The sequence below is a fragment of the Agromyces sp. H66 genome (genome assembly GCF_004959775.1).
In the GTDB taxonomy this organism is placed as follows: Bacteria; Actinomycetota; Actinomycetes; order Actinomycetales; family Microbacteriaceae; genus Agromyces.
In genome coordinates this window covers 607,235-619,916 of record NZ_SJZG01000001.1, presented here as the reverse complement: position 1 = coordinate 619,916, position 12,682 = coordinate 607,235, and the positions used below count along the sequence as shown (strand labels likewise).

11 protein-coding genes are annotated in these 12,682 nt (G+C 69.4%); 1 reads left to right on the top strand and 10 read right to left on the bottom strand.

The genetic code is table 11. From position 1 onward, the window contains the following. Positions 1 to 15 precede the first annotated feature (15 nt). Positions 16 to 1,080, bottom strand: coding sequence for a UDP-N-acetylglucosamine 2-epimerase (non-hydrolyzing) (wecB, locus tag EZM51_RS02965; RefSeq protein ID WP_136706713.1), 1,065 nt, complete (start codon positions 1,078 to 1,080; stop codon positions 16 to 18). A 90-nt stretch (positions 1,081 to 1,170) separates the two neighbouring features. Here wecB and EZM51_RS02960 point away from each other — a divergent pair, with 90 nt between their 5' ends. Next, a complete protein-coding gene (locus EZM51_RS02960; protein ID WP_136706712.1) occupies positions 1,171 to 2,271 on the top strand; it encodes a glycosyltransferase family A protein in 1,101 nt (366 codons plus the stop codon). A 31-nt stretch (positions 2,272 to 2,302) separates the two neighbouring features. Here the strand turns inward: EZM51_RS02960 and EZM51_RS02955 are convergent, their stop codons facing one another. Genes EZM51_RS02955 through EZM51_RS02915 form a run of 9 tightly spaced genes read right to left on the bottom strand, consistent with a single transcriptional unit; the run spans position 2,303 to position 12,644 of the window. Beyond that, a complete protein-coding gene (locus EZM51_RS02955; protein ID WP_136706711.1) occupies positions 2,303 to 3,475 on the bottom strand; it encodes a glycosyltransferase family 4 protein in 1,173 nt (390 codons plus the stop codon). Further along, positions 3,472 to 4,725 carry a glycosyltransferase family 4 protein gene (locus EZM51_RS02950; protein WP_136706710.1) on the bottom strand — a complete coding sequence of 418 codons (1,254 nt, stop codon included), beginning with the start codon at positions 4,723 to 4,725 and terminating at the stop codon, positions 3,472 to 3,474. The genes EZM51_RS02955 and EZM51_RS02950 overlap by 4 nt, the downstream gene beginning before the upstream one ends. A gap of 33 nt (positions 4,726 to 4,758) precedes the next feature. Next, positions 4,759 to 5,823, bottom strand: a complete 1,065-nt coding sequence (locus EZM51_RS20450; protein ID WP_169053762.1) for a glycosyltransferase family 2 protein — start codon at positions 5,821 to 5,823, stop codon at positions 4,759 to 4,761. Next, positions 5,820 to 7,619 (bottom strand): ABC transporter ATP-binding protein, encoded by a 1,800-nt coding sequence (locus EZM51_RS02940; protein ID WP_136706709.1) that lies wholly within the window; start codon positions 7,617 to 7,619, stop codon positions 5,820 to 5,822. The genes EZM51_RS20450 and EZM51_RS02940 overlap by 4 nt, the downstream gene beginning before the upstream one ends. 49 nt (positions 7,620 to 7,668) lie before the next feature. Then, on the bottom strand, positions 7,669 to 8,793 hold the full coding sequence (locus EZM51_RS02935; protein WP_136706708.1) for a glycosyltransferase: 1,125 nt from the start codon (positions 8,791 to 8,793) through the stop codon (positions 7,669 to 7,671). Further along, positions 8,790 to 9,941: a glycosyltransferase family 4 protein gene (locus tag EZM51_RS02930; protein ID WP_248305427.1), complete on the bottom strand. Its 1,152-nt coding sequence runs from the start codon at positions 9,939 to 9,941 to the stop codon at positions 8,790 to 8,792. The genes EZM51_RS02935 and EZM51_RS02930 overlap by 4 nt, the downstream gene beginning before the upstream one ends. Positions 9,942 to 9,949: 8 nt before the next feature. Next, a complete protein-coding gene (locus EZM51_RS02925) occupies positions 9,950 to 10,939 on the bottom strand; it encodes a Gfo/Idh/MocA family oxidoreductase (protein WP_136706706.1) in 990 nt (329 codons plus the stop codon). Next, entirely contained in the window at positions 10,939 to 12,039 is a 1,101-nt protein-coding gene (locus EZM51_RS02920) for a DegT/DnrJ/EryC1/StrS family aminotransferase (RefSeq protein ID WP_136706705.1), read from the bottom strand. The genes EZM51_RS02925 and EZM51_RS02920 overlap by 1 nt, the downstream gene beginning before the upstream one ends. Next, on the bottom strand, positions 12,036 to 12,644 hold the full coding sequence (locus EZM51_RS02915; protein ID WP_136706704.1) for an acyltransferase: 609 nt from the start codon (positions 12,642 to 12,644) through the stop codon (positions 12,036 to 12,038). The genes EZM51_RS02920 and EZM51_RS02915 overlap by 4 nt, the downstream gene beginning before the upstream one ends. Positions 12,645 to 12,682: the final 38 nt, after the last annotated feature.

The window sequence follows — 12,682 nt, the reverse complement described above, 5'->3', positions numbered from 1 at the left end:
CGACTCGTCGGGCGCTCAGGCGCGGTCGAGCAACTCTCGGATCACGCGCTCGGCAGCGCGTCCGTCACCGTACGGGGTCACATCGGTCGGTGACGGCGTAGGACGCGCCGCCGCGGCCGGGATCCGCCGGGCTTCGGGCACGAGCACGTTCCACCCGAGGTCGACGGTTTCGACCCATTCCGTCTCGGTGCGCACCGTCGTGCATGGAACCCTGAGCAGAAACGCTTCCTTCTGCAGGCCGCCCGAGTCGGTGATGACGCCGCGGCTGCCCATAGCGGCGGAAAGGAGGTCCGCATACGCCAACGGCGGGTGCTCGACGAGCGCGCCCGAGGACAGCGTGATCCCGTGCTCCGCTGCCTTGGCGACCAGACGCGGGTGGGCGAGCAGCACGACCGGCCGGTCGCAGGCCGCGAGGCCGGCCACGATGTCGCGGAGGCGGTCGGCCTCGTCGGTGTTGTCCGCCCGGTGGATCGTGGCCAAGTAGTACCCGTGTGGTTCCAGCCCCAACCGGTCGATCAACGCGGAGGGCGTGTCGCCGATGGCGTCGCGCACCTGATACAGCACGTCCGTCATCACGTCGCCCACGAGAACGGTGCGCTCGGCGAGGCCCTCGTCGCGGAGATGCTCCACGGCGGTCGCGGTCGGGGCGAGCAGGAGGTCCGCGGCGTGGTCGGTGAGCACGCGGTTGTGCTCTTCCGGCATCCGCCTGTTGAACGATCTGAGCCCGGCCTCCAGGTGCGCCACCGGCAGGTGCAGCTTCACGGCCGAGAGCGCGGCGGCGAGCGTGGAGTTGGTGTCGCCGTACACGAGCACCCAATCGGGCCGGTGCTCGTCGAAGACCGCGTCGAGCGCACCCAGCATCGCGCCCGTCTGCACCCCGTGCGACCCCGAGCCGACCCCGAGGTGCACGTCGGGCGCCGAGATGCCGAGTTCGGAGAAGAACACGTCGGACAGCATCGGGTCGTAGTGCTGGCCGGTGTGCACGATCGTGTGCTCCACGCCGGCGGATGCCGCAGCCCTCGCGATCGGGGCGAGCTTCACGAACTGGGGGCGCGCGCCGACGACGCTGAGGATCTTCACGGTGCCCCAGTGTATCGGGCCGCCCCGGAGCAGCCGGGCCGGGAGCCGGCGTCCTGCTAGCGTTGAGATCATGCGAGTGGTGACGGCGGCGTGAGCACCCGAGCTCCCGACGTCGACGTGATCGTCGCCGTGCACACGCCGCAGCGGCCCGTCGAGCGGGCCGTGGCCTCCGCGTTGGTGAACGAGCACGCACGCGTTCGCATCACGGTCGTCGCGCACAACACCGATCCCGAGGGCATCGCGGCACGACTCGGCACGCTGGTGCACCGCGACGACATACGCATCCTGCATCTCGACGACGGGATCCGCAGCCCGTCGGGACCGTTCAACCTCGGCCTCGAGGAGGCGACGGGGTCCTTCACGTCCGTTCTCGGGTCGGACGACGAGTTCGCGCCGGGCGCCGTGGACTCATGGCTGCGCATTGCCCGCCGAGATCGGGCCGCCGGCGTGATCGCGCGCCTGCGCCACGCAGGGGGTCCCGCGGTGCCGACTCCCCCCGCTCGCCCCCTGCGCCGGCGGCACCTCGACCCCGTCCGCGATCGGTTGAGCTATCGCAGTGCCCCGCTCGGGCTCATCTCGCGCGCCCACTTCGCGGATCTGCGGTTCCCGACCGGGCTGGCCAGCGGTGAGGACATCCCGTATGTCACGACGGTGTGGTTCTCGGGGCATCCGATCTCGCTCGACCGCACGGGGCCGCCGTACCTCGCCCACGCCGATGCTCGAGACCGCGTCACGCACGCGGCGATGGCCATCGACGACGAGTTCGCGTATCTCTCCGCGGTCATCGATTCCGAACAGTTCGTGCGGATGTCGCCCGCGCAACGCTCGGCGGTCGCCGTGAAGCTGATCCGGATCAACCTGTTCGGCGCGGTGCGCAACCGGCCCGAGGTCGACCGCTGGACGGTCGGGGAACGTTCAGCCCTCGCGGCCCGCGCGGCTGCGGTGATCGCCGCAGGCGGCGGGGTCGAGCGTGCGCTGTCGCGTGCTGATCGGAACCTGCTCGACGCGATCCTCGATCCCGATGTGCCGGTCGAGTCACTGCTCGCCGCCGAACGTCGCCGCCGGCGGCGAGTCGCCGCCGCGTCTCTGACGACGCGCGAGCTCGGCTCGTGGCTGCACCGCGAGGGTCCGCTCCGCTTCAGCGCAGCCTCGGCTGCGGCCCTGATCGATCTCCCCCGACGGCGGCGCTGACCGAGTCGTCCGAAGCGGGGTCGGACCGCGGTCAGGAGAGCAGGAAACGCTCCTCGAGCACGCGGCGAGACATCCGACCATCGTGCACCGCCGAGACGAAGACCGGCCCCGTCGCCGCGACCGCGCGGTACCGTTCCCGGTTCCCGAGGACGTCGCGGATCACCGTCTCGAGGTTGTCCAGGTTCGCCTCCACGATGGGCAGCTCGTGCCCGGTCTCATCGAGGACCGTCCCGCGGGCGTGGTCGCTCACGTGCGAGACGACCACGCGGCCGGCGGCCATCGCCTCGCACGCGGCGACACCGTAGTCGCCCAGGCGGAACTGGTCGAGTACGAGGTCGGCCGAACCGTAGATGTCGGGCATGCTCGCGTGGTCGACGCCACTCACCGTGACGTACTCGATGACACCCTCGCTGTCGAGCCGCTCGAGCACCGGCGCGATCTCGGCGGTGCCCTTCACGAGCGGGTTCGACGGCACATGCAGCACGCGCGGTCGCGCTCGTTCGAGCACCGGTTCGAGCGGATGCCACATCCCGACGTCGATCACGACGGGCAGCAGGTGCGCGGTCGGCACATCGAGCATGAGGCCCGGTGTCGACACGAACGTGGGGACTTCGAGGGCGTCGAGCACCGCGAGATTGCCGAGCACGACCTCCTCGAGCTTGGCGACCGGCACCCAGTCGTCGTTGTGGAAGGGCGACCACGGGTCGGATGCCGCGTGCCGGGATGGGAGCCTGATGTCCGAGCCGTGGCACAGCATCGCCACGCGCACGCCCGAGCGCTGGATCGCGCGCGCCTGCTCGAGCACGTCGCCGCCGAGGAGGCTACCGAGCGGCTGCATCTCTGCCTCGATCAGCATGTGCGTGAAGTGCTCGGCGAGCGCACGCAGCTGCGCCTTCTGCCACTTCCGCGAATGACCGGCGATGCGCCCGGGTACCGGATAGTCCACGGGATACCCGAACGGGTTGATCGAGTCGTACACCATGTTCATGGCGGCGATCTCGGGGTTCTCCTCGACGGCCCGCGCCCACCGGTAGCCCTGTCCGGCGTAGTTCGCCGGAGCGATCATGAGCCTGATGGGTCGGCTCTTCGGGCGCGGCGGCGGCGGTACCCGCTCGCCGCGGGCCCACGCGATCGCGACCGACAGCGGGTCCTGGATCCAGGACGGCAGTCGGCGCCACAGCTCGAGCAGCGACGGTGGTCTCACGATGCGGTGATCCAATCCTCCAGGAGCACGCGGGCGCTCGTGCGTCCGTCGTGGACCTCGCCGACGAAGGCGACGCCGGATGCCGCTGCGGCGCGCATGCGATCGCGATCGTCCACGAGGCCCGCGACCACGTCGCCGATGGTGTCGGGTGTCGCCTCGACGATCGGCAGGTCGTGGCCGGTCTCTCGCCGGACTGTGTCCCTCACCTGGTCGACGACATGGCCGAGCACGACACGTCCTGCAGCCATCGCCTCGCAGGCGGCGACGCCGTACGAACCGAGCCGGAACTGGTCGAGCACGAGGTCGGCATTCCGGTAGATCTCCGGCATCTGCGCCGAAGGAATCCCGCTGATCGAGCGGAATTCGATGACACCGTCCTCGTGCAGCGCGCGCATGGCCGGCTCGATCAGGTGAGTGCCCTTGATGTGGGACTTGCTCGGCACGTGCACGACGATCGGGCGGGACCGCGTGCCGGTCAACTCGGGCTCACGCCACCGCTCGAGGTCGACGACGACGGGGCACCATGCCGCGTACGGCACGTCCACGAGCAGATCGGGCGTGGACACGAACGTCGGCCGGGCCGCCGAGTCGAGGACGGCGCGATTGCGTCGCGCGTCGCGCTCGAGCTTGTCGGTGTAGGTGCCCGCATCGGCGAACGGCGACCATGGCGTGAACGCGAGATGCGCACTCGGAAGGCGGATGTCCGAGCCGTGGCACATGAAGGCGGTGGACAGCCCCCTCGTTCGCAGAATCCGCTCCTCCTCGGCGATGTCACGCGAGAACAGCCGCCCGAAGAGCGCGCGCTCGGCCTCGAAGAGCACGTGGGTGAATCGGGAGACGGCGGCGAGCTCCGCCTCCTGCCATTCCCGGGACCGCGTGTAGACGGGGACGGGGACCTCGGTGTCCGCGGGGAACGAGAATCCGCCGGGGACGTCGACCGCCATGTTCCTCGCGCCCACGTCGCCGGGCGCGCGGTCGAGGGCGCGCGCCCAGAGCCAGCCCTGCGCGGCGTAGTTGGTCGGACCGATGTAGACCCTCGTCGCCGTCTCCGGCGCCGCGGTGGGCGCGGGAACGTCGTCGGGGCGGAATGACCCGAGCGAGCGAGCGGCGATGCGCCCGAGGAGTCCGTCGGGGTGGTCGGCGACGTGGTCGATCAGTCGGTTCAGCCACGACGGGAGGCGCGTGCGGTCGCGCAGCATCCGATCGACGACACCGCGAGGAAGACTCGCGACGCGGTTCAGGATGCCCATGGTGCGCTCATTCCTTCGTTCAGTGGCCTTGCCTCAGCGACCCATACGGAGACGAACGACGCGGCGCAGAATCGTGTCACTGCCGAATGCGTCGGCCAGGCGCCGGGTGAGCGTGCGGTCGGCTCGGCTCGCCTGCCTGGCGAACGCAACGGCCTCGGCCACGGCCGACGCGTCGCGGCGTGCCGCGGCATCGGCGAGCGCGGCCTCGGTCCGCGAGAGCGAGCGGAGCGCTTCGGGTGAGAGGTCCTGCAACCAGTCGGCGACCGTCGCGAGCGCGTCGAGGTCGCGGCCCGACCAATCGGTGGGCTCCGGACGGATGAGCATCGCGGGCACGACGTTCATTCGCCAGAGCTTGATCGCGACCGCCCGGCGACGGCCGGGATCGAGCCGAGTGATCCATGCTCGCTCCGCGAGGAGCAGGAGCGCTTCCGACTCCGCCGCTGCGGAGCGGCCGAGGAGCGTGACCCGCTGCGGCGCGTCGCCCCCGATGACGTACGAGGGGCGGTCGGCGACGTCGATGCGACCGCCGAGGTTCAGGAGCGCGAGTCCGAGTTCGATGTCCTCCCCTGTGGCGAGTCCCCGGGTCAACCCGATCCCGACGCGGGCGAGATACTCGCGACGGATGAGCCCCAGCGGGGCCGCCCGGTAATTCAGTCGGTCCCGGACGGGATCGAGTCTGTTCCGGCGCAGCGGACGTGTGAGCGGATCCCGCCAGACGGCACCATCCTGGTCGCGGAGACCGGCGATCAGGTAGTCCGTCCCATGGTGCGTCGCATGTGCGGTCCACGCGTCGACCGCACCTGGTTCGAGGAAGTCGTCCGATCCCATGATCGACACGAACTCAGCGTCGGCAAGATCGAGGCCGTGCTGGAACGGCCCGGCCGGTGAGTGGGCGCCGTCGGAGAACTCGACGACGCGTAGACGCTCGTCGTGGAGGAACGGAGCCAATTGCGCGTCGAACGCCGTCGCGTCGATCCCGTGCGCCACGACGGTGACCCGAACACGCGTCGCCGTGCCGTCGAGGACGGATGACACGGCACGATCGACGCGTCGTCCGGGATCGTGCGCGGCGATGATGAGGTCGACGACCGGGTTCACCGTACGGTCCCGGGACGGGCGAGCCCAGCGAGGGCGACCTGCTCCCCGAACGCCGGGAGCGCGTGCGCGAGCTCGTAGAACGAGTCGAGTCCGAGCACGATGCCGTCGTCGAGGTAGCAGATCCGGTCGTAGTCCTTGATCGTCGAGAGTCGATGCGCCACAGACACGATCGTGAGCTCTCCCTGCAGACCGCGGATCGCTCGCGAGACATCGTCCTCGGTCTTCGTGTCGAGCGAGCTCGTGGCCTCGTCGAGCACGAGGACCAGCGGGTCGGCGTACAGGGCGCGCGCGATGCCGAGTCGCTGCTGCTGGCCGCCCGAGAGGGCGTAGCCGCGCTCGCCGATCCTGGAGTGGATGCCGTCGGCCCGCTGCGCCACCATCCCGGCCAACTGGGCCATCTCGATCGCTTTCGTCACGCGGTCGGGGTCGAAATCGTCGTCCCACGTCAGGGCGACGTTCTGGGCGATCGAACCGTCGAACAACGCGACCTTCTGCGGGACGTACCCGACGCGCCCCCGCCAGGCGCGGAGCACGTCGACCAGCGGCATCCCGTCGATGGTCAGGCTCCCGCTCGTGGGCGTGCTGAGGCCGAGCAGGATGTCGATCAGGGTCGACTTCCCGGCGCCCGACGGGCCGACGATGCCGAGGGAGCTCCCGAACGGGATGTCGATGTCGACGCCGCGCAGCACCGGCTCGCCGCTACCCGGGTATTGGAAATGCACATCACGCAGCGAGAGCACTGCCGGCTCGGCGGGCAGTGCTCGACGGTCCCGACCGGTATCGGTGGCATCGACGTCCGCCTCGGCACGGCGGATGTCGCCGATGACGTCCTGTGCGCTCGGGATGCTCGCGGTCGAGGCGACGATGCTGCTCTGCACGCCGTTGATCGCGGGGATCAGGCGGAAGCCCGTGATCGCGAAGAGGGCCACCGAGACGATGGCCTGCTCGGGGCCGGCGAAGATGAACGCCGTGCCGCCGACGAGGAGGAACCCGCCGACGAGCGCCGCCTCGAACGCGTATTTCGGGATGATGCTGAGGAACGATCCGTTCGCGCGCGCCTTGACCGCTCGGTGGCGCTCCACGGTCACGACGCCCATCACCTGTTCGAGCCTGTTCCGGAGGGTGATCTCCTTGAGCGCCTCGACCATCTCGGTCATGAACCTCGCGACACGGTAGCTCGCGTCGCGGTTGACCCGTCCCGCGACGAGCGCGCGCTTGGTCACGAAGTTGTTGACGATGAACGCGATGAGACCGAGGTAGAGCAGGGCGATGACGGCGGTGAGCGGCTGCGCCACGATGAGCACCACGAGGATGAGCACGAAGGTGAGCAGACTGCCGGGGATGAGCGCAAGAGGGAGGATGAATCCCTGCACGGTGTTCGCGATCCCGGCGTCGGCGATGCGCGTGATCTCCGCGACGCTGCGCTTCGAGCGCTCCTCCCACGACGAGTGGATGTACGCGCTGAACAGTCGCTGCCCGATCTGCAGTTCGTAGCGGGCGAACCGGCGGGTCGCGACCCAATGGAGGCCGACGGAGAGCGCGCTCTTCAGAATGATGAGGATGCACGCGACTAGGACGAGAGCCGGCGCAGCCGAGGACGGCAGTTCGCCGATGACCGGGAGATTGATCGGCGCACCCGTGACGATGGGCGAGATGATGAGTGCCAGCAGTGCCATGGCGCCGACGTCCAGCAGCGTGAGCGCACTCGTGATGACGATGTACACGACGAAGAACCGTCGGGCGCCCGCAGGGAGCAGCGGGAGGAGGTCGCGCAGGGTGTTCCAGAGGAGCTTCATCGGGGACTGACCTTATCATCGGCCGGATGACCGGCAGCCGGGGCGAATCTCACGTCGCGGCGAGCGCCGCGATCGCGCGCTTCCACACGGCGACCTGCGACTCCGCGGAAAGCGTTCTCGCATTCGCGTGCGATGCCCGCTTCCACGCCGAGACGTCCTGGGCCGTCATGGCGTCGAGGGTGGCCGCAAGGTCCTCCGGCGTGAAGCCGGCGGTCGCAACGCCGATGCCGAAACGCTCGACCGTGTCGGACATCTCCGGAGAGGGGCCGACGATCACGCCGAGGCGCGCCTGCACGTAGTCGAAGATCTTGTTGGGGAGCGCCCAGGCGCTGTTGAACGTGGTCGGCGGGATCACCGAGAGACCCACATCGTAGCCGCGAAGGGTTGCGGCCAGGTCGGCATAGGGAACGGGGTCCAGCATTCGCACGCGACCGCCTGAACCGTCCGCCTGGCGTTTCAACTCGTCGACGTACGCGGGCTGGTTGGGCGTCAGATACAGGTCGAGGGTGCAGCCCGAACGCGATCTGATGACCCCGTCGATCATGTCCTCGATCCTGCGCTCTCCGAGTGCGGCGCCCGAATGCACGAGCCGCACGGGGTCGGCGACCGGGGTGGGAACCGCCTCTTGGTACGGAGCAGCGTTCGTGACCAGTTCCGCGCGGAATCCGAAGTTGCGTTCGTACTCCCGGGCGAGACCACCACTGACGGTCGACCACGACGATGCCCTCGTGACGTATCGGCGGCAGAGCCATTCCACATAGGGTGTGATCTTCTCCCGCCATCCCTGCCAATGCTCGTTCACCAGCGGCGAGTACTCGTGCAGGTCGGCGTGCACGCCCTTCGCGGGCTTCAGCGCAAGGGCGATCGGAACGGCCTCGACGTCGTTGGCGAGGACGATGTCGAAGGTCCGCCGCGGCACATGCCTGCGCACCCAGGCGACCGACCAGAGCGTCCAGTAGGCCAGACGGTACGCGCGCGTCCGGATGTATCGGTCGTTCAGGACATTGTGCAGCACGTCGTCGGGGATCCGGATGTGACGGGCCACTCCGTCGGGTGCGTCGCCGTACCCGCACGTGGTCACCTCGTACTCGTCTCGGAACGCCTCGACCTGCTTGAGCACGCGCGCGTCGTTCGCGATCGGCGAGAACGAGAGGATGAGCAGTCGCTCGGTCATGATCGCCCGCCCTTCGCCGCACGACGCACGACCTCCGCGGCATCCCGCGCTCTGGATGCGCTCGACGCGTTCGCCGCGACCCACGCCGCTCGCATTTCGCGGCCGCCATCGTCGGCCGCCCGGAACAGTTCGATCATCGCGGCCGCAACGGCGTCGGCGTCATGGTCGACCGCCACTCCGAGCCCACCGCGTGCGATGACGTCGCGTGACGGGCCGACACCGGCGAAGATGACGGGCGTGCCGGCCGCGGCGGTGGCGAAGATCTTCGTCGGGATGGCGAAGTCGTATCCCTGGCCGGGTACGAGGCTGACCAGCCCTGCCCGCGAAGATCGCAGGTAACGGGCCGCGATCTCGGGCGGGAGGGTGTCGTGGAATTCGACGGCGTGCGGCGCGAGGCGTTCCGCAAGGGCGCGCAGGGCCTCCCATGCGCTCCCCTGGCCGATGAATGCGATTCGCGCGTCGGGGAACTGCGCGAGCACCGCGGGCATCGCGCGAACGAACACATCGGCGCCCTGCCATTCGCTCGCGGTGCCCGCGTAGACCGCCCAGGGCGCCGGTTCGATGCGTTCACCGTCGGGCGCGAACACCGTTGCGTCGATCCCGTTCGTCACCACCGCGACTTCGGCGCCGGGAGCCAGCTCGAGTACCCGATCCCGCACACCGTCGCTCACTGCGATCACTGCTCGAGCGCCCACGAGGGCACGCCGCTCCACCCAGCGGACCATGCGGGCGACCAGCGCGGGCGCCCCAGTGGACTCCGTCGCATCCGACCAGATGTCCGCTGCGTAGTACACGTACGGGATGCGGCGCAGGCCACAGGCGACACGCACCGACAGTCCGGTGGTGGGGGGCGGCTCGACGACCACCACGTCGGCGCGGCCCGCGAACAGCAGCCGGAAGAATGCGGGCACGTCGAAGCTGAGGTACTGCAAGTACCCCCGCACGTAGCCCGAGCGGTCGCGAAGCACGGGGGCACGTCGGACCTCCACGCCCTTGCGGGCAGGGACGAACCTGGTGCGGAGCCCCGGGGGCGCGACGGCGGTCAGCACGGTGACCGGCCCCACCGCCGATCCGAGCGCCGTGGCGAGCGCGTCCAGACGGAACGACGCCGCCGCGGCCTCGGGTGCGAAGATCCGCGTGACCAGCACGACCCGGATCATGAGAAGCGGATCGGGAGCCCACTGCGAGCGGACTCGAGGGCGCCCTCGACCACGACCAGCGTGCGCAGGCCCTGCTGGAGCGACACGATGTCGCTCGGACTTCCGAGCACCGCGTCACGGAATGCCTCGTGCTCGACGCGAAGCGGCTCGCGCTTCGCGAACGAGTAGCGGGTCACGTCGCCCTCGGAGACACCACGGAAGGTCGAAACCGACTCCCACTCCAGCGGGATCGTGCCGTTGGCGAAGAAGGTCAGGTCACCCGTCGCCGTATCGGCGACGTACGCGCCGCGGTCGCCGGAGACCACGGTGACGCGCTCCTTCATGGGACTCAGCCAGTTCACGAGGTGACTGACGATGACGTCGTTCGTGAGCCGCCCGGTGACGGCGATCATGTCCTCGTGGTTGCGACCGCTCTTGAAGGTCGTCTGCGCGAACACCGACGCGTACTCGCTCTGCGCGACCCATGCGGTGAGGTCGATGTCATGCGAGGCGAGGTCCTTGGCCACGCCGACATCGGCGATGCGCGCCGGGAAGTTGCTCTGCCGGCGGGTCGCGATCTGGTAGACCTCGCCCAGGTCTCCCGAGGCGAGACGACGGCGCAGCTCCTGCAATGCCGGGTTGAAGCGTTCGACGTGGCCGACGGCGCCCACGAGACCGCGTTCGGAGAACGCCTCGACCATCCGCTCGCCCGCCTCGATCGAATGGGCGATGGGCTTCTCCACGAGCACGTGCACGCCCGCCGCTGCGAGCTTGAGCGCAGCATCCTCGTGGAACTGCGTCGGTACGGCGACGACGGCCATGTCGATGCCGACGTCGAGGAGAGCGTCGAGGTCGGGCAGCACGTCGAGCCCGCCGGCCACCCCATGCGGGTCTCCGCCGGGATCGGCGATCGCAACGAGTTCGACGCCCTCCACCTCGCGAAGCACGCGCGCGTGGTGTCGACCCATGGCGCCGACGCCGAGCAGCCCGGCGCGCAGTTCCGACATCACGAACCCGCCTTCGCGAGGGTGTTGACGGCGTCGACGATGCGCTCGCGGTCACCCGCCGACAGCGACGGATGCACCGGGAGCGAAACCACCTCCCGGGCGGCTCGCTCCGTCTCGGGCAGATCGAGCCCGGGGGCGAATCCGGCAAGCGAGGGAAGCCGATGATTCGGGATCGGGTAGTAGACGCCCGACCCGATCTCGTACTCGTCGCGGAGCGCTGCCACGAAACCGTCGCGGTCCTCGGGCACGCGAATCGTGTACTGGTGGTACACGTGTCGGGCGCCGGGTGCGACGGGCGGGACCACGACACCGTTCAAGTGCTCGTCGAAGAATGCGGCGTTGGCACGACGCGTCTCCGTCCACGCGTCAACCTTGCGAAGCTGCACGCGACCGATGGCGGCGTGGATGTCGGTCATCCGGTTGTTGAACCCGATGACCTCGTTCTCGTACTGGCGTTCCATCCCCTGATTCCGCAGCAATCTCACCGCCCGGGCGATGCCCTCGTCGGCGCAGGCGACCATGCCGCCCTCGCCGCTGGTCATGTTCTTCGTCGGGTAGAGACTGAACATCGCGAACGCGCCGAACGTTCCCACGCGATGTCCGTCGATTTCGGCACCGTGTGCCTGCGCGGCATCCTCGTAGAGCGCGATACCGTGCGCATCGGCCACGCCCCGCAGCCGACCCATGAGCGCCGGGTGGCCGTAGAGGTGCACGGGCATGATCCCCTTGATGCGAGGGGTGATCGCCGCCTCGACGGCGTCGGGGTCGAGGGTGAAGTAATCAGGTTCGATGTCCGCGAACACGGGCGTCGCGCCCGTCAGCGCGACGGAGTTGCCGGTGGCTGCGAACGTGAACGAGGGCACGATGACCTCATCGCCGGCACCCACACCCGCAGCGAGCAATCCGAGATGCAGGCCCGAGGTACCGGAGTTCACGGCGACACTCGTACGCCCCTCGACGAGCGACGCCGCGAACTCGCGTTCGAACTCGGCGACCTCTGGACCCTGTGCGACCATCCCGGACCGCAGCACACGGTCGACGGCTTCTCGCTCCTCATCGCCGATGATCGGCTTCGCCGCGGGGATGAAACGGTCTGTCATGCTTCCTCCAGCTCCTCAAGCTGTCCGTCGGTCTCCCGATAGCGCGCGCCGGTCTCCGGGCATACCCACTCGTCGTCCCTCCGAACGAGCGGCTGGCCGGACTTGCCCACCCAACCAAGCCTGCGCGCCGGCACACCGGCCATCAGCGCATGGTCCGGCACGTCTCTCGTCACGACCGCACCGGCCGCGATCGTGGCCCACGCGCCGATCGAGACCGGCGCCACGCAGACCGCACGAGCGCCGACGGAAGCGCCCGGCCCGATCGTCACGCCCACCGGCTTCCAGTCGTGCGCACTCTTCAGGGACCCATCGGGATTGACCGCACGCGGGTACGTGTCGTTCGTCAGCACGACTGCCGGGCCGATGAAGACCCCGTCGGCGAGCACCGCAGGTTCGTATACCAGGGCGTAATTCTGAATCTTGCAGTTGTCGCCCATGACCACGCCGGTGCCGACGTAGGCGCCTCGCCCGACGATGCAGTTCCTGCCGAGGACGGCGTGCTCCCGAACCTGGGCGAGGTGCCAGATGGAGCTGCCCTCTCCGATTCGGGCGGCGCCGGCGACGTCGGCCGAATCCGCGATCCGGACACCGGGAATTGTCGTCACAAGCGGGCTCCTGGCGGTCGGGGTGGAAGGTGGGGTGG

Coding starts and splice junctions, on each gene's coding strand:
- EZM51_RS02950 (WP_136706710.1), bottom strand. CDS start 4,725: ATGGGCATCCTGAACCGCGTCGCGAGTCTTCCTCGCGGTGTCGTCGAT.
- EZM51_RS02940 (WP_136706709.1), bottom strand. CDS start 7,619: ATGAAGCTCCTCTGGAACACCCTGCGCGACCTCCTCCCGCTGCTCCCT.
- EZM51_RS02935 (WP_136706708.1), bottom strand. CDS start 8,793: ATGACCGAGCGACTGCTCATCCTCTCGTTCTCGCCGATCGCGAACGAC.
- EZM51_RS02925 (WP_136706706.1), bottom strand. CDS start 10,939: ATGTCGGAACTGCGCGCCGGGCTGCTCGGCGTCGGCGCCATGGGTCGA.
- EZM51_RS02920 (WP_136706705.1), bottom strand. CDS start 12,039: ATGACAGACCGTTTCATCCCCGCGGCGAAGCCGATCATCGGCGATGAG.